Source organism: Psychrobacillus sp. NPDC058041, from assembly GCF_042885655.1.
GTDB lineage: Bacteria > Bacillota > Bacilli > Bacillales_A > Planococcaceae > Psychrobacillus.
The window spans coordinates 291,549-309,954 of record NZ_JBHVRO010000003.1; the positions used below are offsets into that span (position 1 = coordinate 291,549).

Sequence of the window (18,406 nt, forward strand, 5' to 3'; positions counted from 1 at the left end):
TATACCCGGCTTAGTCGGTCGGGTATCCTCTTTATAAACTTCAATCCTATTAAACCTTTTTCAGCAGAAGTCGCCACCTTTTATAAAAGCGAGATGTTGCTAATAACTCATAAACTTGAGTGGTCAGCTTACCATTGAAACAGGTTAAAGCCTTTGGTGAAAGTTAGTTGTACAAGCTCGTGTACAGTTTTTTTGGCGACGAGTGAATCAGATACACCAAAGTATATATCCCCAAAAATTAGAAACAACAAAATATAATAAAGAGTGGTGCTTTGCCAATGACACAAACAACAATTAATGAGTTAGAAAATATGACTTTAAAAGAGCTATATGCCCTAGCAAGAAAATATAAAGTTGCGACATATAGTAAACTTTCGAAAAAAGAACTTATTTTTGCAATTTTAAAATCTCGTGCTGAACAAGAAGGATTCTTCTTTATGGAAGGTGTATTAGAAATTATCCAACAAGAAGGTTTTGGTTTCTTACGTCCTATTAACTATTCTCCAAGTTCTGAAGATATCTATATTTCTGCTTCCCAAATTAGAAGATTTGATTTGAGAAATGGAGACAAAGTAACAGGAAAAGTACGTCCTCCTAAAGAAAGTGAACGCTACTATGGTCTTTTACACGTAGAATTAGTTAATGGAGAAGATCCAGAAATCGCTAAAGAACGTGTACACTTTCCAGGTCTGACTGCATTATATCCAGACCGTCAAATCACACTTGAAACTAGTCCAGAAAAATTATCGACTCGTATTATGGATTTAGTAGCTCCAGTTGGATATGGTCAACGTGGACTAATCGTTGCCCCTCCAAAAGCAGGGAAAACTTTATTAATTAAAGAAATTGCAAATGCAATTACAACGAATCATCCAAACGCAGAACTAATTGTTTTATTAATAGACGAACGTCCTGAAGAAGTAACGGACATCGAACGTTCCGTTAAAGCAGATGTAGTAAGTTCTACATTTGATGAAGTACCCGAAAACCATGTAAAGGTAGCTGAACTTGTTTTAGAAAGAGCGATGCGTTTAGTTGAACATAAACGTGACGTTATCATCTTAATGGACTCTATTACTCGACTTGCTCGAGCATATAATTTAGTAATACCTCCAAGTGGTCGTACGCTATCAGGTGGTATTGATCCAGCGGCATTCCATCGTCCAAAAAGATTTTTTGGGGCTGCTCGTAATATCGAAGAAGGCGGTAGCTTAACAATTCTTGCTACTGCATTAGTTGATACGGGTTCTCGTATGGACGAAGTAATTTATGAAGAGTTTAAAGGAACGGGTAACTTAGAACTTCATTTGGATAGAAGTCTTGCAGAACGTCGAATTTTCCCTGCGATTGATATCCGTCGTTCCGGTACACGAAAAGAAGAACTCCTAATTCCAAAAGATCAGTTGGATAAACTTTGGGCTATTCGCAAAACTTTCTCCGATTCAGGCGATTTTGCTGAGCGTTTCTTGAAAAAACTTCGTCAATCCAAAACAAACGAAGCATTTTTTGAACAACTTGCAGTTGAAATGAAAGCGCATCGTAGTGGTAAAGTGACTCTATAAACTAAAACTAACAACTTGCATTTAAAATGAATAGATGCTATTATATATGTTGTAAGTTTACAATTTTCTGCTACATATACGATTGGCTAACAATCGGATCGTGTAAGGTATCAGTTTCATAACCAACTCTGTTCCAGATGGTCCAGGGCGAGAGGAGAGATAGAGATGAAAGCAGGAATTCATCCCGATTACAAAGAAGCAACAGTATCATGTTCATGTGGTAACACATTCACAACTGGTTCTGTAAAAAACGACATCAAAGTCGAGTTCTGTAACGAATGTCACCCATTCTATACTGGACGTCAAAAATTCGCAGCTGCGGATGGCCGTGTTGATCGCTTCAACAAAAAATACGGTATTAAAGAAGAAATCAAAAACTAATTACCAAGTACCTGCAAAGCACATTGTGTTTTGCAGGTATTTTTATTTGTTTAGAACATTTGCATACATAATAATGTAAATATTTTTTTATATATCGAGCTTCACTGCCTTATGTTATAAATAGATATAGGAAATAGATTAGTAGAAGAAAATGAATTACAAGGAGAATTAGAATGGCGCAATTATTTTATAAGCACGGTGCAATGAATAGTGGCAAATCTATTGAAATTCTAAAAGTAGCTCATAATTACGAGGAACAAGATAAGCCGGTTCTCATTTTTACACCAGGCATCGATACAAGAGATGAAATTGGGTATATTTCAAGTAGAATAGGATTAAAGAGAAAAGCTACGGCAATCTATGATGATACAAATTTATATGAGTTGGTAAAAGATCATTCACCAAAACCATATTGTGTATTAATTGATGAAGTGCAATTCTTAAAAAAAGAGCATGTCTTACAATTAACAAAAATTGTAGATGAACTAGATATTCCTGTCATGGGATTTGGACTAAAAAACGATTTCCAAAATGAACTTTTTGAAGGAAGCCGCTATATGTTAATTTACGCAGATAAAATTGAGGAAATGAAAACAATTTGCTGGTTCTGCCATAAGAAAGCTATTATGAATCTCCGTGTAGATGAAAATGGCAAACCAATATACACTGGCGAACAAATTCAAATTGGTGGCAACGACTCCTACTATCCGGTATGTCGTAAATGCCATGCTAATCCACCATTATAATATTAAAAAGGAAAATCCACTTAATTCTCTAAGAATTTGGTGGATTTTCTATTAGATCGGTATCGCCTGATATTTTATATAAAAATTATGCTGATTTGTTGAGCAAGAAAACACAACTTTCAATACGATTTGCAAAATGGTCTCGCTTTGTTGCAATTTGGTCTTGGCTCGAGGTGAAATGGTCTAGCTTTGGAACAATTTCGTCTCGGCTCAAGGTGAATTGGTCTCAAACTGCTATTATATGAAAAAAATACGCTGACTTAGTAAGCAAGAAAACACTTTTTTCAATTGGATTTTCTAATCGGACTCGCTTTGGAGCAATTTAGTCTCGGATCGAGGTAAAATGTTCTTGCACTCCTTTTGGATGTAAGTAACAACCTGATTTAGAAAGAATATTACGGAAAAAGTAGCGATGATGACACTTTTTCTTTATAATAGGAATGATATAGACTTAAACGAACGAGGTGAGCTCGATGTTTGATCGATTACAATCGGTAGAAGATCGTTATAATAATTTAAATGAATTGCTTAGTGATCCAGATGTGGTCAACGATACAAAAAAACTAAGAGAATATTCAAAAGAGCAATCAGATTTGCAGCCAACAGTAGATGCGTATCGTGAATACAAGGATGCAAAAAGTCAATATAATGACGCAAAACTGATGTTAGAGGAAAAGCTCGATGCGGATATGCGTGATATGGTAAAAGAAGAAGTAAATGATTTGGAAAGTCAAATTACAGAACTTGAAGAGCGTCTTAGAGTTTTATTAATTCCAAAAGATCCGAATGATGATAAAAACGTTATTATGGAGATTCGTGGAGCAGCTGGTGGAGATGAAGCGGCTTTATTTGCGGGTAATTTATTCCGTATGTACAGTAGATATGCAGAAACGCAAGGCTGGAAAATTGATATTATGGAATCCTCTCCTACAGGTCTTGGTGGATACAAAGAGATCATTTTCATGATTAATGGAACTAATGCTTATTCTAGAATGAAATATGAAAATGGTGCCCATCGTGTACAACGCGTACCAGAAACAGAGTCTGGTGGCCGTATTCATACATCAACGGCAACAGTTGCTGTTCTTCCGGAAGCAGAGGAAGTGGACGTCGATATCCATGAAAAAGATGTCCGTGTAGATACATTTGCATCTTCTGGTGCGGGTGGTCAATCTGTTAATACGACGATGTCTGCTGTTCGTATGACGCATTTACCAACAGGCATTACAGTTTCTATGCAAGATGAAAAGTCGCAAATTAAAAACAGAGAAAAGGCTATGAAGATTCTACGTGCTCGTGTTGCAGATAAATTCCGTCAAGAAGCACAAGCCGAATATGATGCTGTTCGTAAATCTGCCGTAGGTACTGGTGACCGATCAGAACGAATTCGAACATATAATTATCCACAAAACCGAGTGACGGATCACCGCATCGGATTAACAATTCAAAAGCTTGACCAGATTTTAGAAGGAAAGCTGAATGAAGTAGTGGATGCATTAATATTGGAGGATCAAGCAGAAAAATTAGAAAGAATGAATGATACCAATGTGTAAAACAACTTATGAGGCCCTAACCCGGGCTTCTTCTTTTTTAGAAGAGAATAATCGAGAAAAAGAAGTGGCTCGTTACTTGTTGCAGCATGTTCTGAAGAAAAACTATTCACAGTTGATGTTCGCAATGTATGATGAGTTATCCACAGAAGATTTTAAAACGTTTTGGTCATACGTTGAAGAACATGCAACTGGGCGACCTTTTCAATATATTATCGGACAGGAAACCTTTTACGGTCGGGATTTCTTTGTAAATGAAAATGTATTGATTCCTCGTCCAGAAACAGAAGAATTAATAGTAGAAGTAAAAAAACGTGTAAAAACACTTTTCGATGCAAATAAAATCTTGCAAGTCGCTGACATAGGTACTGGAAGCGGAGCAATTGCGGTCACAATAAAAAAAGAAATCCCTAATGCAGAAGTTACTGGAACCGATATATCTGAGCAAGCTCTTGAAGTGGCATTGGAGAATGCACAGCTATTGGATGCAGAAATCCAATTTAGGAAAGGCGATTTACTAGCTCCAATTTCACTTCAAAAATGGGATGTTGTTTTATCTAACCCGCCATACATTGGTTTGCACGAAGCAGAAACACTTTCAGATACAGTAATTGATTATGAGCCACATCTAGCTTTATTTGCAGAAGAAGATGGATTGCAATTGTATCGAAAAATGGCAGAGCAGCTACCTTCTATGATGAACGTACCTAGTTTCATAGGTTTTGAAATTGGTTATGAACAAGGAGTAGCAGTGCAAAATATGCTCCAAACTGCATTTCCTAAGGCATTGGTAGAAGTGGTGCAAGATATTAATAAAAAAAATCGTTTTGTTTTTTGCACAATTACTGAATAAGTTATGAATCTATTGGTAACAATGTTCCTAAGGAGGAATGTTATATGTTACCAGATTATGAGATAAAGAGAGCACCAAGAATTAGTAAACAAATAGATGCAATTATTTTCTTCGTGTGGATGTTACTTCTTATTCAGTTTTGTTTATTTATATTATTTCAGCCTACCGATCAAGCGGATGGTTTACGCTTTCGATTAATTGCAAATAGCAATACAATAGAAGATCAACAAATAAAAAAAGAAGTGAAAAATAGTATTGAGCCACTTTTAGTTCAGTATCAAAATAATCCACAAATTTATACAAAACTTGAACAAGCTGTGGATAAGTTGTCAGAAAAATACGAAAAAGATATTAGTCTTTCCACAGGCTTAACATTATTTCCACCCAAAGCGTGGAATCAAGGGATAACGGCACAAAATTATGTCGAGTCTGTTGTTATAACAATCGGTAGCGGTCGTGGAGATAACTGGTGGTGTGCGTTGTTTCCAAAAGTATGCTACAAAGAAGAAGTAGTTGAAGAGAAGCCGAAGTTTTGGGTTTGGGAATGGTTGAAAAAGAAGTTTTCCACATAATTGTCCACAAAAATAATGTAGTTATCAACAAAAATGTGGATAAATAACGAAGAAAGGAGAAAATACAAGATGAAAACACAAATTATAAGTGTGGATAACTTATCCACAAAAGCGGAAGGTTATACACAAGCTGTGAGTTTGTTAAAAGCAGGAGAAACGGTCGCTTTTCCGACAGAAACAGTATACGGATTAGGTGCAGATGCGACAAATGAAGAAGCTGTTAGTAAAATCTTTGAAGCAAAAGGCAGACCCCAGGATAATCCACTTATTGTGCACATTGGAGAGAAAGTGGAAATAGAGGCTTTTACAATGAATATTCCACAATTAGCAAAGGATTGCATGGATGCTTTTTGGCCAGGTCCACTCACACTTGTCCTCCCTCTGAAGCCAAATACACTAGCAAAGAATGTATCTGCTGGACTAGATTCTGTAGGGGTTAGAATGCCTGAACATCCGGTGGCACTTGAATTACTGAGACGTTTAAAACTTCCAGTTGCTGCTCCGAGTGCAAATAGAAGTGGAAAACCAAGTCCTACAAAAGCTGCTCACGTATTCCATGACTTAAACGGTAAAATACCTTTTATCGTAGACGGTGGAGCAACAGGAATCGGTTTAGAGTCGACAGTATTAGATGTCACATCCAAAGTACCGACGATTCTTCGTCCAGGTGGAATTACAAAAGAAATGCTTGAAAAAGTAATTGGACAAGTAAATGAATCCAAGCCGACGGATCAAGCAGAGGCACCTCGAGCACCAGGAATGAAATATGCACATTATGCCCCGAATGCACCTGTATACTTAATTGGCAATTCCAAAGAAGCTGTACAAAATGCAATTGAAAAAATACATAAAAATCTTCAAAAAGTAGCAATAATCGCAAGAGAGCAATTCAGTAATGTCGAGGCAGATTACTTTTTTTCATTAGGAAAAGAAAATCAGCTGGAAGATGCGGCACACCTATTATATGAAGCATTAAGAAGTTGTGATGAAACGGATGCAGATTTAGTACTTGTTCCTGTCTTCTCAAAAGAAGGAGTTGGAACGGCTATTATGAATCGATTAGAAAAAGCTGCAAACGGCAACTGGTTTGATAAGTAATTTCGTTTCTCCTTCGTATTCAACCGATTTTGCTCTAAATTCAACCGATTCATAGTTGTATTCGACCGATTGTAGTAGAATGCGACCGATTTTCATTGGTATTCAACCGATTGTCAGTGTTATACGACCGATTCACGTGTCTTAACCTTATGGAGGTAAGTGTATTCTCCCCTGTCCTTTTGCATATAGTTAAATATGCAAAAGGACGGGGGAGATTTTTTTGTGGCGTGAAATTCTAGCTGGTGCTTTAATGTCTGTAGATGTACTTATATTGTTTTCACTTGTTCCTTATCGAAAACAAGTTTTTACGATCGCTGTGTGGGTAGCGTCATTACATATGCTTTTTCCTTTAGTTGGATATTATGCTGGTATCGTCGTGCAGAATTATTTGCAACATGCAAGTCCTTATTTATCCGGGGTTCTTTTATCGCTAGTAGGATTACAAATGATTATTACACAATCTCCTAAACAAGTGCCGCTATTATCTCCTTATCTTCTCGCGGTGGTTGCTAGTATCGATACCTTTTCAGTAAGTATTTCGTTTGGTATGCTTAAAGTAGAAAAGCTTATTTTTATCTTAAGTTCAGGAATCTTTTCTTTTTTAGGAGTATTTATTGCGCAAAAATTCATTTTTAAGCATGCGTTCATGGATCGAGCTATCATTATGAGATTAGCAGGACTCGTTTTTTTCATAATGGGAGTTTTAACTTTACGAAATATTTAACAATATTTAAAACATATATAGGACTAAATAATATATACTAGAGATGGGGAAATAGAACGATGAATATTTTATTTGTTTGCACGGGAAATACATGTCGAAGCCCAATAGCTGAGGCGTTATTAAAGGCTCGTAATTTAGAAAATGTGGAAGTTCGTTCTGCAGGTATATATGCATTGGATGGAGGGAGCATGTCTAAAAATGGGCAGTTAGTATTAGAGAAAGCGTCGATACCGATTACTCATTCATCGACTTCGATAAATGAGCAAATAGTAGATTGGGCAGATCTCATATTAACGATGACAGATTCTCACAAACAATCAATCCTTCGAATATTCCCGCATACCAAGACTAAAGTGTATATGTACAAGGAGTTTGTAACACCCCAAAATGTACAAGATGTATCTGATCCTTATGGTGGGGATGTACGTACATATGAAAACACGTTTCAAGAACTAAATGCACTTACGGAAGAATTAGTGAAAAGACTTCGGGGGGATTAAGGATGAAAGAGAAAAAGAAAAAGTATGCATTTGGAATACAAAAGAAGATTGTATTATTTGTCACTATTTTAGCTATCATTACATACTCAACAAGTGCTGTTTTTATCAACTTTGTACAACCACTAATATTTGATGGTGCTACAAAATCACTTAACTTTGAAATAGCAATGTATGCTTTAGGAATTATGTGGTCTGCAATTCTAGCATATTTTTTCAGTGGAGTAATTATCAAGCCCTTATTTAATTTAGAAAAAGTTGCAACACTTGCTTCAGAAGGAAAAATCGGTGTGGACGTGGTCGTACCAAAGTCTAAAGACGAAATCCAATCAGTTGCAGTTGCTTTTCAATCAATGCTTGTAAACTTAAGAGAAATGGTCCAAAGTATTGAAGATAATTTTGAGAAAACAAACAATACTGTACAGCAATTGTCAGAAGAATCGTCTGTCGCATCTGAACAAGCGGAAGCAATTGCTCACACTATTGCACAAATTTCACAGGGGGCAGAACAATCAGCGGTAGCAGTACAAGAAACTGCTGAATCTGTGGAAGATGTACGGGTACTTGCTTCTAAAGTAAATAAACGTGCGGAAGAATCTTCTATCCAATCTAAAGAAATGATAGTTGGACTAGCGCAAACTACAGAAGTTATTGAATCACTTGTAAATGGGATACGAAAAATTGCCTCAGGAAGTGAGTCGGCACTCGGAAATGTACAACAATTAGAAGAAAACGCTGGAAAAGTAGAAAGTATTATTCAGTTAGTTGGGGATATTGCCGCTCAAACGAATCTGCTCGCACTAAATGCATCCATTGAAGCTGCTCGTGCTGGAGAGCATGGAAAAGGATTTGCAGTTGTCGCAGAAGAAGTTCGTAAACTAGCCGATGAAAGTGCAAAAGCTGTACAAGGTATTTCCGAATTAATCCTTGCTATTCAAACCGATGTGCAAACAGTTGTTCAACAAATGACGAACCAAGTTAGCTTTGCGGTAGGAGAAGCAAAACGCGTATCAGAAACAAACGAAGCAATTGAAGGGATGTCCAATAAAATCCATGATATGGCAGGGTCTGTTGTGGAGATATCTACACTAATAGAACAACAATTAACTAATATTGAAAGTACAGCTCGTCAATCACAAGAAGTAGCTGCAATAGCAGAAGAAACATCTGCAGGTGCAGAAGAAGTAAGAAGTGCTACAGATGAGCAAGCACGCTCAATCGAACAAATTGACCATTTATCTGAAGGATTGAAACAACAATCAGAAGAGTTGTTCAAGGTTATTTGTCAATTCGATCGAACTTCAAACTAACGAGAAGTGGAAAATGACATTTTTACGAACAAATAAATAAAAATGAATGAAATTGTTCGTATTTTGAATAGTTTCACTAAAAAAAATGAATGATAATTAGAGTTTTGACAGAAATTCGTCAAATTCTTTGTAAAGAATACAATTCACTGTGTGTGAATTGTATTTTTTTATTCTGAAAAATGTTATGATGAATTAGAATTTAAACAGAAATGAGGGAACGAGTTGAAAATAGCCATTTCTTCCGATCACGGTGGTAATAACCTACGTAAAGAAATTATGCAACAGCTAGAAGAGCTTGGATTTTCCTATGAAGATTTCGGTCCAACCAATGATGATTCAGTAGATTATCCAGACTTTGCGTTTCCAGTTGCAGATGGCGTTGCTAGCGGGAAATTTGATCGTGGAATATTGATTTGTGGTACCGGTATTGGAATGTCAATTGCAGCAAATAAAGTAAAAGGTATTCGTTGTGCATTAGTACATGATGTATTTTCTGCAAAAGCAACGAGATCTCATAATGATTCTAATATCCTTGCGATGGGCGAAAGAGTTATAGGTCCAGGACTTGCAAGAGAAATTGTTGCAACATGGCTTGGACAAGACTTTGAAGGCGGACGCCATGAGCGACGTGTTGAAAAGATTACTGAATTAGAAAACGCTTAAAGAGGTGATTTCAAATGGAAGCAAAAAATTTGTGGAAACAACAAATAGAACAGCTTCTACTAGAAGTGGAACAGCAAGCAATTTTAAAAGAAAATGATTTATTTGTCATTGGCTGTTCTACTTCTGAAATCATCGGCGAGAAAATTGGTACTGCTGGTGGCTTAGAGGTAGCTGAAGTTTTATTTGAACCATTACAAGCATTTGCTAATCGAAATAAAGTTCATTTAGCATTTCAAGGCTGTGAACATATAAATCGAGCAATTACAATGGAAAGAAAAACACAACTTTTCTATAGATTACCGGAAGTTTCCGTTATTCCAGTTGTCCGCGCAGGTGGCTCTATGTCTGCCTATGCGTACACTCAATTTCAAGACCCTGTAGTTGTCGAGCATGTGCAAGCACAAGCTGGCATTGATATAGGACAAACCCTTATTGGTATGCAGTTGCAACCAGTTGCTGTGCCGATTCGCGTGTCCATAAAACAAATTGGGGAAGCAGTCGTTACGATTGCGAAAACACGTCCAAAGCTAATAGGCGGAGAACGTGCATTTTACGGATAATATTGGAGGAGGAACTAAGAGTGGAGAAAATTTTATCACAAGATCCAGCAGTTTATGAAGCTATGCTGGCGGAGAAAAAGCGTCAACAAGCAAATATTGAGTTAATCGCTTCAGAAAACTTCGTATCAGAAGCAGTTATGGAAGCACAAGGTTCAGTACTTACGAATAAATATGCAGAAGGCTACCCAGGTAAACGCTACTATGGTGGTTGTGAGTATGTAGATATAGTAGAAAATATTGCTCGTGATCGTTTGAAAGAAATTTTTGGTGCTGAACATGCAAACGTCCAACCACATTCAGGTTCACAAGCTAACATGGCAGTATATATGACTGCTTTGCAACCTGGTGACACAATTTTAGGTATGAATTTGTCACATGGTGGACATTTAACGCATGGTTCTCCAGTAAACTTCAGTGGAATCCAATATAACTTCATTGAGTATGGAGTGAATAAAGAAACTGAAACAATCGATTATGAAAATGTTCGTGCAATTGCATTAGAACATAAACCTAAAATGATTGTAGCTGGAGCAAGTGCGTATTCACGTACAATTGACTTCGCTAAATTCCGTGAAATTGCAGATGAAGTAGGTGCTTACCTATTTGTTGATATGGCACATATCGCAGGTCTAGTTGCAGCAGGTCTTCATCCAAACCCAGTACCGCATGCACATTTCGTCACTTCGACAACACATAAAACTTTGCGCGGACCTCGTGGAGGATTAATCCTAACAACAGAAGAATTCGCAAAGAAAATTGATAAAACGATTTTCCCGGGAATTCAAGGTGGTCCACTAATGCACGTTATCGCTGCAAAAGCAGTAGCATTTGGTGAAGCACAACAACCGGAGTTTAAAGATTACCAAGCACAAGTAATTGCAAATGCTAAAACACTAGCAGATAGTTTAACAGCAGAAGGTATTCGTATTGTTTCTGGTGGTACTGACAATCACGTTATGTTATTAGATGTTTCAGCTTTAGGCTTAACAGGTAAAGTAGCAGAGCATGTACTTGACGAAGTAGGTATTACTGTCAACAAAAATACTATTCCTTTTGATACAGCTAGTCCATTTATTACATCTGGAGTACGCATTGGTACGCCAGCTGTTACATCACGTGGATTTAAAGAGGAAGAAATGAAAGAAATCGCGTCTATTATTGCTAAGCTTTTGAATAACCATGAAGATGAAGCAGTAATGAAAGAAGCTAAAGAGCGTGTTGCTACTTTAACATCAAAATTCCCATTATATAATTAATAGATTAATAATATTAAAGAAGGCAGTTGGGATGAGCTCATTCCAACTGCCTTTAAAATTTTTGTTCACTTTATACATTATTTTCTTCTATACTAGTAGCCTCTCCTACCTTTCTGTCCAGATAAAATTATTTCTGACCGGATAGATAAACTTTGTGTCCGTATAAAATTTTTTCTGTCCATATAAAAAGTCTTCTGACCATAAAGCATTTTCTCACCATTTAAACCATTCTTTCGTCGGACTACTACTCAAATTTTATTCAAGATTGTAGAAGTTTCTTTTCCTATTGAAGATTTTATTTTCAAATGAATTTATAAAAAGACTATTGGGCAAAATATGAAGAGGACGAAATAAAGCTATTGCAGACAGTCAAGGACAATTTTTTTACAAACCTATGACGTCCAGCAAATAGACGAAATAGTAAGAACGAAGGATTGCTAGTATGTGACCAGTGTTTTTTGTTATAATTAATAGAATTGCAACTAAAACGAGAAGGAGAAATGCCACATGACAAAAGTATTTGTATTTGATCATCCCCTTATTCAACACAAACTTACATATATCCGTGATGTAAACACAGGAACAAAGGAATTTCGGGAACTTGTAGATGAGGTTGCTACGTTAATGGCTTTTGAAATTACACGCGATCTACCATTAGAAGAAACAGAAGTGGAAACTCCAGTCCAAAAAACAAAATCCAAAGTGTTGGCAGGTAAAAAGTTAGGAATCGTGCCTATATTACGTGCTGGAATTGGAATGATTGATGGAATATTAAAGCTTATTCCGGCTGCAAAAGTTGGACATATTGGTCTTTATCGTGATCCAGAAACTTTACAACCAGTTGAATATTATGTAAAACTTCCTGCAGATGTAGCAGATCGTGATTTCATCTTAGTTGATCCAATGCTTGCAACTGGGGGTTCTGCTATTGAAGCAGTGAACTCGTTAAAAAAACGTGGTGCAACACATATTAAATTTATGTGTTTAATTGCAGCTCCAGAAGGTGTAGAGGCGTTACAAAAAGCTCATCCAGATGTTGATATATATATAGCTGCATTAGATGAAAAACTAAATGATCACGGCTATATTGTTCCTGGTTTAGGAGATGCTGGGGATCGTTTGTTTGGAACGAAATAAAAAAATAGTTATTTCCTACTTTAAATTTGTCGATAAGATGTCAAATAGACGGTATTTGTGAAGAATTTCACTACTTCTAATTGACATCAAATTGCCCCTATTGTATGCTTACAAAGGATATAAAATGATAGGGGTTTCATGCTTGAAATACTTGTCGTATCAACTTTCTACTAGATTCACAGTTTTTACTGTAAAAGAAAAAACGTGAGGATTCTTTTATGCGTCCAAATAGACGTCCTTTACAAGGGATAGCAATGTATTCTGCGATTCTCTCACAGCTTGTAGGTTCTATTCTAATAGGTATATTCACAGGAATGTGGGTAGACAGTATTTTTGGAACCACTCCATTATTTCTAGTAATATGTCTTCTTACTGGCCTAACGGTTGGTGTGTTTGCCATTATTACTACCATTCGAAAATATGATTCAGGAGACTAAAAACCTATGCATGAAATGCAACGTATCTATACGAAGCAAAGAAAGTACATATTTTTTTTGCTCGCAGCATGTGCGCTAGGTTGGGGATTTACCCCATATTCGACAATTTTTGCGGGCTTAGCTCTAGGTTCTTTATTTGGTCTGTATAATTTCTGGATTCTAGTACGCAGAATGGAGAAATTTGATCGTGTGTTAACAGATGGAAAAGGACGAGCAGGTCTTGGTACGACATTTCGCTTCGCATCTGGCGTAGCAGCCGTTGCAATAGCCCTAGCCCTTCCAGAGTATATCCATCTAGTAAGCACTGTTATTGGATTAATGATTCCCTATGTTCTACTTATCGTAGAGCGGATTATGTTTTATACAAAAAACCAACTATGAGATTGTGAAAGAGAGGTGAAACAATCGTGGAACATAAAAATCCAGAATTCGAGTTTCTAGGGATGTATGGTAACTGGTCAAACATATTGATGCTTGCTGTTACTACACTAATCGTGTTTTTAATCGCATATATTGCGACAAGAAACTTGAAACTGAAACCAACTGGTATGCAGAACTTCATGGAGTGGATTATGGACTTCGTGAAAGGCATTATTAAAAGTAACTTCGATTGGAAAACAGGTGGACGGTTTCATGTGCTTGGAATAACATTAATTATGTTTATTGCAGTAGCAAACGTATTAGGGCTTCCATTCTCCATATCGTATGATGGTGTGCTTTGGTGGAAATCTCCAACAGCAGATCCTACGGTAACGATGACACTTGCAGTAATGATTCTACTATTAACGCACTATTATGGTATCAAAATGAAAGGTATTAAAGAATACGGAAAAGACTTCTTAAAGCCACTTCCATTCCTATTACCTTTAAAAATTATTGAAGAGTTCGCAAATACGTTGACACTCGGTCTTCGTCTTTACGGAAATATCTATGCAGGGGAAGTTCTACTAGGACTACTTGCAGGATTAGCAACATCAAACATTTTTGGCTTTGTGGGAGCAATTATCCCTGCAATGGCATGGCAAGGTTTCTCGCTATTTATCGGCGGAATCCAAGCATTCATTTTCGTTATGTTAACAATGGTTTATATGTCACATAAAGTGTCAGCAGACCATTAATATAACTGTTTAGATTTCTAAACAGAAAGAAATAAAAACAAACAACATTCCAAGGAGGAAATTACACAATGATAGGTTCAGTTGGTCTTTTAGCAGCAGCTATAGCAATCGGTTTAGGCGCACTTGGTGCAGGTATTGGTAACGGTTTAATCGTTTCAAAAACAGTAGAAGGTATCGCTCGTCAACCAGAAGCACGTGGAGCTTTACAAACAGTTATGTTCATCGGGGTAGCATTAGTTGAGGCGATTCCAATTATCGCAGCAGTTATCGCATTCATCGTATTAAACAAATAATAAACATAGACAAGTCTATAATGGCGGAGCTTGATTCCGCCATTCTCTTTATGAATTAGAAAACAATGAACACAATTTTACTTTATAGAAGCAATATCTCTTAATAGCGTTTGAAAGGAGTGAAACAATCGTGTCTTTTGATTACCTTGTACTTGGTGCTACTGACCATGGTGGGTTTAACACATTGGATATCTTTGCTACATTATTCTTCTTCGTTCTACTTTTAGTATTATTGAAGAAAGTAGCATGGGGTCCACTAATGGGTATTATGATTCAACGTGAAGAGTTAATCGCAAGCGAAATCGAAGCAGCTGAAAATAGCCGCCAAGAATCAGCTCGTTTACTTGAAGAACAGCGTGACTTATTAAAAGAAGCGCGTACGGAAGCATTAGCGATTGTAGAAAATGCGAAGAAGCAAGGCGAAGTATCTCGTGAAGAAATTATTACGACTGCTCGTTCTGAAGCTGCGCGTTTGAAAGAATCTGCTATCCGTGAAATCGATACAGAAAAAGAAAGAGCGATTGCAGCGGTACGAGAAGAAGTCGTTTCACTTTCAGTACTTGCGGCGTCCAAAGTTCTTGAAAAAGAAGTTTCGGAAGAAGATAATCGTGCGCTAATCGAGGCAACGATTGCGAAGGCAGGCGAAGTTAAGTGAGTAATTCAACTGCAGCAAAGCGTTACGCAATCGCATTATTCGAGCTAGCACAACAAAAAAACGAGCTTCGTTCTGTTGAAGAAGATTTGCGTGAGCTTAAAATTGTCTGGAATAGTAATAAAGAATTGAAAAATTTATTCATTTCTCCAAAGCTTTCTCTAGACAAGAAAAAAGAGCTTATTCGTCAAATTTTTACAAATGCTAATCCAATCGTAATCAATACACTTTTAGTGCTTATTGACAAGAAAAGATTAGGCGAGGTTGGTAACATTATCAGTGAATTTATGACACTTTCCAATGAAGCACAAGGTGTTGCAGAAGCGAAAGTATATTCAACTCGTGATTTAACAGAAGAAGAACGAGCGAACATTTCAACCGTGTTTGCAAAAAATGTTGGAAAACAATCTTTACGTATAGAAAACATTGTAGATCCATCCATTATTGGTGGAATGCGTGTTCAAATCGGAAACCGCATTTACGATAACAGTCTTAGCACGAAGCTAGATCGTTTAAAACGTAATTTGATCGGTTAATATTATGAATTTAGAGAGGTGACATACATGAGCATCAAAGCTGAAGAAATCAGTGTCTTGATTAAACAGCAGATTGAGAATTATGAATCTGAGATGAAAGTTAGCGACGTTGGTACAGTTATCAAAATTGGTGACGGTATCGCTCTTGCTCATGGCCTCGACAACGTCATGGCCGGAGAACTTTTAGAATTCTCAACTGGTGTATTAGGTATGGCTCAAAACTTGGAAGCGAACAACGTAGGTATCGTTATCCTTGGACCATACACAGACATCAAAGAAGGCGATGAAGTACGTCGAACTGGCCGTATTATGGAAGTTCCTGTTGGTAAAGAATTGATTGGCCGCGTTGTCAATCCACTTGGCCAACCAGTTGACGGACTAGGTCCTATCGCAACTACAAAATCTCGTCCAATTGAAAGTCCTGCACAAGGGGTTATGGCACGTAAATCGGTTCATGAACCACTTCAAACAGGTATTAAAGCTATTGACGCGCTTGTACCAATCGGACGCGGACAACGCGAGTTAATCATCGGTGACCGTCAAACAGGTAAAACGACTGTTGCGATTGATACAATCCTTAACCAAGCAGACCAAGATATGATCTGTGTTTACGTTGCAATCGGTCAAAAAGAATCGACTGTTCGTAATGTTGTTGAAACACTTCGTAAAAAAGGTGCTCTAGACTACACAATCGTTGTTACTGCATCTGCATCTCAACCAGCACCATTATTATACTTAGCTCCTTATGCTGGTGTAACAATGGCAGAAGAATTTATGTTCGAAGGTAAGCATGTTTTAATCGTTTATGATGATTTATCTAAACAAGCTGCTGCATACCGTGAACTTTCATTACTTCTTAAACGTCCTCCAGGTCGTGAAGCATATCCAGGGGATGTATTCTACTTACACAGCCGTCTACTTGAGCGCGCTGCGAAGTTAAATGAAACTTTAGGTGCAGGTTCAATCACTGCATTACCATTCGTTGAAACACAAGCGGGAGATATCTCAGCTTATATTCCAACAAACGTAATCTCGATTACAGATGGTCAAATTTTCTTACAATCTGATTTATTCTTCTCTGGTGTACGTCCAGCAATCAACGCTGGTTTATCCGTATCCCGTGTAGGTGGATCAGCTCAAATTAAAGCTATGAAGAGTGTTGCAGGTACACTACGTCTTGACTTAGCTGCATACCGTGAGTTGGAAGCATTCTCTCAATTTGGATCAGATCTTGATGCTGCAACTCAAGCAAAACTTAATCGTGGTGTTCGTACTGTAGAAGTATTAAAACAAGACTTGAATTCTCCTATTAAAGTAGAAAAACAAGTTATGATTTTATATGCTCTAACACGTGGACATTTAGATGATATCCCAGTTAAAGATATCACTCGCTTTGAAGCAGAATTATATAGCTGGTTAGATACAAACCACACAAACGTTTTAGATCATATTCGCACGACTAAAGCTCTTCCTTCAGATGAAGACTTAACAAATGCAATTTCTGCATTCAAAAAGACTTTCGCTAAATCTGAATAATTCTTTTGTCTAAGTGAAAAAAACGATAAGGTGGTGAAATACCAGTGGCATCATTACGCGACATTAAAAGTAAAATTACGTCAACAAAGAAAACAAGTCAAATTACCAAAGCTATGCAAATGGTTTCTGCTTCTAAATTGAATCGTGCGGAGGAAAATGCGAAAGCATACGTTCCTTACATGTCAAAAATTCAAGAAGTAGTAGGCGCAATTGCAACAGGCACAAGTGATAGTGGACATCCAATGTTAACTTCTCGTCCTGTGAAAAAGACAGCATATCTTGTTATTACTGCAGATCGTGGCTTAGCAGGTGCGTATAATAGTAATATTATCCGTGCAGCATCTAATGCAATAGCTGAGCGACATTCTTCAAAAGATGAGTATGTGATCTTTGCAATTGGTCGTATGGGACGTGACTTCTTCGCAAAACGTGGTTCTAATGTAATCGGAGAAGTAATAGGTTTACCAGATCAACCTGCTTTTTCTGATATTAAAGAAATAGCGCGCAGAGCTGTTGGTATGTTCACAGATGGTACATATGATGAACTTTATATGTACTATAACCACTTTGTCAGTGCCATCTCTAGTGAAGTAACAGAGAAAAAGGTACTGCCACTTACGGATATTGCAGTAGAAACAGGCACAACTGCTTCTTATGAATTCGATCCTTCAGCTGAAGCGATTTTAGAAGTATTGCTTCCGCAATATGCGGAAAGCCTAATTTTTGGTGCATTACTCGATGGTAAAGCAAGTGAACATGCTATGCGTATGTCTGCGATGAAATCCGCGACAGACAACGCAACTGATTTAATTGGTAACTTAACATTAGTTTATAACCGAGCACGACAAGCAGCAATTACGCAAGAAATTACGGAAATTGTTGGCGGTGCAGCGGCTTTAGAATAGTCAAGGAAAGAACAGTAAGA

At 37.3% G+C, this 18,406-nt stretch carries 22 protein-coding genes; all 22 read left to right on the forward strand.

The features are described 5' to 3' along the window. The first annotated feature begins 278 nt into the window (after window positions 1-278). The 22 genes from rho (at window position 279) to atpG (ending at window position 18,386) form a co-directional block, all read left to right on the forward strand. Window positions 279-1,562: a transcription termination factor Rho gene (rho, locus tag ACFVR1_RS06545; RefSeq protein ID WP_387581924.1), complete on the forward strand. Its 1,284-nt coding sequence runs from the start codon at window positions 279-281 to the stop codon at window positions 1,560-1,562. Between the two features lie 165 nt (window positions 1,563-1,727). Beyond that, a complete protein-coding gene (rpmE, locus tag ACFVR1_RS06550; RefSeq protein ID WP_387581927.1) occupies window positions 1,728-1,943 on the forward strand; it encodes a 50S ribosomal protein L31 in 216 nt (71 codons plus the stop codon). Window positions 1,944-2,116: 173 nt separating this feature from the next. Continuing rightward, complete coding sequence (locus ACFVR1_RS06555) at window positions 2,117-2,689, forward strand: thymidine kinase (RefSeq protein ID WP_387581930.1); 573 nt, start codon at window positions 2,117-2,119, stop codon at window positions 2,687-2,689. Window positions 2,690-3,162: 473 nt separating this feature from the next. Continuing rightward, window positions 3,163-4,242: a peptide chain release factor 1 gene (prfA, locus tag ACFVR1_RS06560; protein ID WP_387581933.1), complete on the forward strand. Its 1,080-nt coding sequence runs from the start codon at window positions 3,163-3,165 to the stop codon at window positions 4,240-4,242. Continuing rightward, complete coding sequence (prmC, locus tag ACFVR1_RS06565) at window positions 4,226-5,092, forward strand: peptide chain release factor N(5)-glutamine methyltransferase (RefSeq protein ID WP_387581936.1); 867 nt, start codon at window positions 4,226-4,228, stop codon at window positions 5,090-5,092. The genes prfA and prmC overlap by 17 nt, the downstream gene beginning before the upstream one ends. A gap of 44 nt (window positions 5,093-5,136) precedes the next feature. Further along, window positions 5,137-5,664 (forward strand): stage II sporulation protein R, encoded by a 528-nt coding sequence (locus ACFVR1_RS06570; RefSeq protein ID WP_387581939.1) that lies wholly within the window; start codon window positions 5,137-5,139, stop codon window positions 5,662-5,664. Between the two features lie 69 nt (window positions 5,665-5,733). Further along, the gene (locus tag ACFVR1_RS06575; RefSeq protein ID WP_387581942.1) at window positions 5,734-6,762 is read left to right on the forward strand and encodes an L-threonylcarbamoyladenylate synthase; all 1,029 of its coding nucleotides are present in this window, start codon (window positions 5,734-5,736) and stop codon (window positions 6,760-6,762) included. 220 nt (window positions 6,763-6,982) lie between these two features. After that, the gene (locus ACFVR1_RS06580; RefSeq protein WP_387581945.1) at window positions 6,983-7,486 is read left to right on the forward strand and encodes a manganese efflux pump; all 504 of its coding nucleotides are present in this window, start codon (window positions 6,983-6,985) and stop codon (window positions 7,484-7,486) included. Window positions 7,487-7,545: 59 nt separating this feature from the next. After that, the gene (locus tag ACFVR1_RS06585) at window positions 7,546-7,986 is read left to right on the forward strand and encodes a low molecular weight protein arginine phosphatase (RefSeq protein ID WP_387581948.1); all 441 of its coding nucleotides are present in this window, start codon (window positions 7,546-7,548) and stop codon (window positions 7,984-7,986) included. Window positions 7,987-7,988: 2 nt separating this feature from the next. Next, a complete protein-coding gene (locus ACFVR1_RS06590) occupies window positions 7,989-9,293 on the forward strand; it encodes a methyl-accepting chemotaxis protein (RefSeq protein WP_387581951.1) in 1,305 nt (434 codons plus the stop codon). A gap of 222 nt (window positions 9,294-9,515) precedes the next feature. Beyond that, the gene (gene rpiB, locus ACFVR1_RS06595) at window positions 9,516-9,956 is read left to right on the forward strand and encodes a ribose 5-phosphate isomerase B (RefSeq protein WP_387581954.1); all 441 of its coding nucleotides are present in this window, start codon (window positions 9,516-9,518) and stop codon (window positions 9,954-9,956) included. A 14-nt stretch (window positions 9,957-9,970) separates the two neighbouring features. Next, on the forward strand, window positions 9,971-10,516 hold the full coding sequence (locus ACFVR1_RS06600; protein ID WP_387581957.1) for a TIGR01440 family protein: 546 nt from the start codon (window positions 9,971-9,973) through the stop codon (window positions 10,514-10,516). 20 nt (window positions 10,517-10,536) lie between these two features. After that, on the forward strand, window positions 10,537-11,772 hold the full coding sequence (locus ACFVR1_RS06605; protein WP_387581960.1) for a serine hydroxymethyltransferase: 1,236 nt from the start codon (window positions 10,537-10,539) through the stop codon (window positions 11,770-11,772). Window positions 11,773-12,279: 507 nt separating this feature from the next. Further along, on the forward strand, window positions 12,280-12,909 hold the full coding sequence (gene upp, locus ACFVR1_RS06610) for a uracil phosphoribosyltransferase (RefSeq protein WP_387581963.1): 630 nt from the start codon (window positions 12,280-12,282) through the stop codon (window positions 12,907-12,909). A gap of 218 nt (window positions 12,910-13,127) precedes the next feature. After that, the gene (locus tag ACFVR1_RS06615; protein ID WP_387581966.1) at window positions 13,128-13,346 is read left to right on the forward strand and encodes an AtpZ/AtpI family protein; all 219 of its coding nucleotides are present in this window, start codon (window positions 13,128-13,130) and stop codon (window positions 13,344-13,346) included. 6 nt (window positions 13,347-13,352) lie between these two features. Next, window positions 13,353-13,727, forward strand: coding sequence for an ATP synthase subunit I (locus tag ACFVR1_RS06620; RefSeq protein ID WP_387581969.1), 375 nt, complete (start codon window positions 13,353-13,355; stop codon window positions 13,725-13,727). Window positions 13,728-13,753: 26 nt separating this feature from the next. After that, the gene (atpB, locus tag ACFVR1_RS06625; RefSeq protein ID WP_387581972.1) at window positions 13,754-14,464 is read left to right on the forward strand and encodes a F0F1 ATP synthase subunit A; all 711 of its coding nucleotides are present in this window, start codon (window positions 13,754-13,756) and stop codon (window positions 14,462-14,464) included. Window positions 14,465-14,532: 68 nt separating this feature from the next. After that, window positions 14,533-14,757, forward strand: coding sequence for a F0F1 ATP synthase subunit C (gene atpE / locus ACFVR1_RS06630; protein ID WP_387581975.1), 225 nt, complete (start codon window positions 14,533-14,535; stop codon window positions 14,755-14,757). Between the two features lie 130 nt (window positions 14,758-14,887). After that, window positions 14,888-15,412 (forward strand): F0F1 ATP synthase subunit B, encoded by a 525-nt coding sequence (atpF, locus tag ACFVR1_RS06635; RefSeq protein ID WP_387581978.1) that lies wholly within the window; start codon window positions 14,888-14,890, stop codon window positions 15,410-15,412. Continuing rightward, window positions 15,409-15,945: a F0F1 ATP synthase subunit delta gene (locus ACFVR1_RS06640; RefSeq protein WP_387581981.1), complete on the forward strand. Its 537-nt coding sequence runs from the start codon at window positions 15,409-15,411 to the stop codon at window positions 15,943-15,945. Before atpF ends, ACFVR1_RS06640 begins: the two co-directional genes overlap by 4 nt. A 27-nt stretch (window positions 15,946-15,972) precedes the next feature. After that, window positions 15,973-17,481 (forward strand): F0F1 ATP synthase subunit alpha, encoded by a 1,509-nt coding sequence (atpA, locus tag ACFVR1_RS06645; RefSeq protein WP_387581984.1) that lies wholly within the window; start codon window positions 15,973-15,975, stop codon window positions 17,479-17,481. Window positions 17,482-17,525: 44 nt separating this feature from the next. Further along, on the forward strand, window positions 17,526-18,386 hold the full coding sequence (gene atpG, locus ACFVR1_RS06650; RefSeq protein WP_387581987.1) for an ATP synthase F1 subunit gamma: 861 nt from the start codon (window positions 17,526-17,528) through the stop codon (window positions 18,384-18,386). Window positions 18,387-18,406 lie beyond the last annotated feature (20 nt).

Excerpts from the sequence above, each read along its gene's own strand:
- rho (WP_387581924.1), top strand. The coding sequence starts at position 279 with ATGACACAAACAACAATTAATGAGTTAGAAAATATGACTTTAAAAGAG.
- rpmE (WP_387581927.1), top strand. The coding sequence starts at position 1,728 with ATGAAAGCAGGAATTCATCCCGATTACAAAGAAGCAACAGTATCATGT.
- ACFVR1_RS06555 (WP_387581930.1), top strand. The coding sequence starts at position 2,117 with ATGGCGCAATTATTTTATAAGCACGGTGCAATGAATAGTGGCAAATCT.
- prfA (WP_387581933.1), top strand. The coding sequence starts at position 3,163 with ATGTTTGATCGATTACAATCGGTAGAAGATCGTTATAATAATTTAAAT.
- prmC (WP_387581936.1), top strand. The coding sequence starts at position 4,226 with ATGATACCAATGTGTAAAACAACTTATGAGGCCCTAACCCGGGCTTCT.
- ACFVR1_RS06570 (WP_387581939.1), top strand. The coding sequence starts at position 5,137 with ATGTTACCAGATTATGAGATAAAGAGAGCACCAAGAATTAGTAAACAA.
- ACFVR1_RS06575 (WP_387581942.1), top strand. The coding sequence starts at position 5,734 with ATGAAAACACAAATTATAAGTGTGGATAACTTATCCACAAAAGCGGAA.
- ACFVR1_RS06585 (WP_387581948.1), top strand. The coding sequence starts at position 7,546 with ATGAATATTTTATTTGTTTGCACGGGAAATACATGTCGAAGCCCAATA.
- ACFVR1_RS06590 (WP_387581951.1), top strand. The coding sequence starts at position 7,989 with ATGAAAGAGAAAAAGAAAAAGTATGCATTTGGAATACAAAAGAAGATT.
- ACFVR1_RS06600 (WP_387581957.1), top strand. The coding sequence starts at position 9,971 with ATGGAAGCAAAAAATTTGTGGAAACAACAAATAGAACAGCTTCTACTA.
- upp (WP_387581963.1), top strand. The coding sequence starts at position 12,280 with ATGACAAAAGTATTTGTATTTGATCATCCCCTTATTCAACACAAACTT.
- ACFVR1_RS06615 (WP_387581966.1), top strand. The coding sequence starts at position 13,128 with ATGCGTCCAAATAGACGTCCTTTACAAGGGATAGCAATGTATTCTGCG.
- ACFVR1_RS06620 (WP_387581969.1), top strand. The coding sequence starts at position 13,353 with ATGCATGAAATGCAACGTATCTATACGAAGCAAAGAAAGTACATATTT.
- atpE (WP_387581975.1), top strand. The coding sequence starts at position 14,533 with ATGATAGGTTCAGTTGGTCTTTTAGCAGCAGCTATAGCAATCGGTTTA.
- atpA (WP_387581984.1), top strand. The coding sequence starts at position 15,973 with ATGAGCATCAAAGCTGAAGAAATCAGTGTCTTGATTAAACAGCAGATT.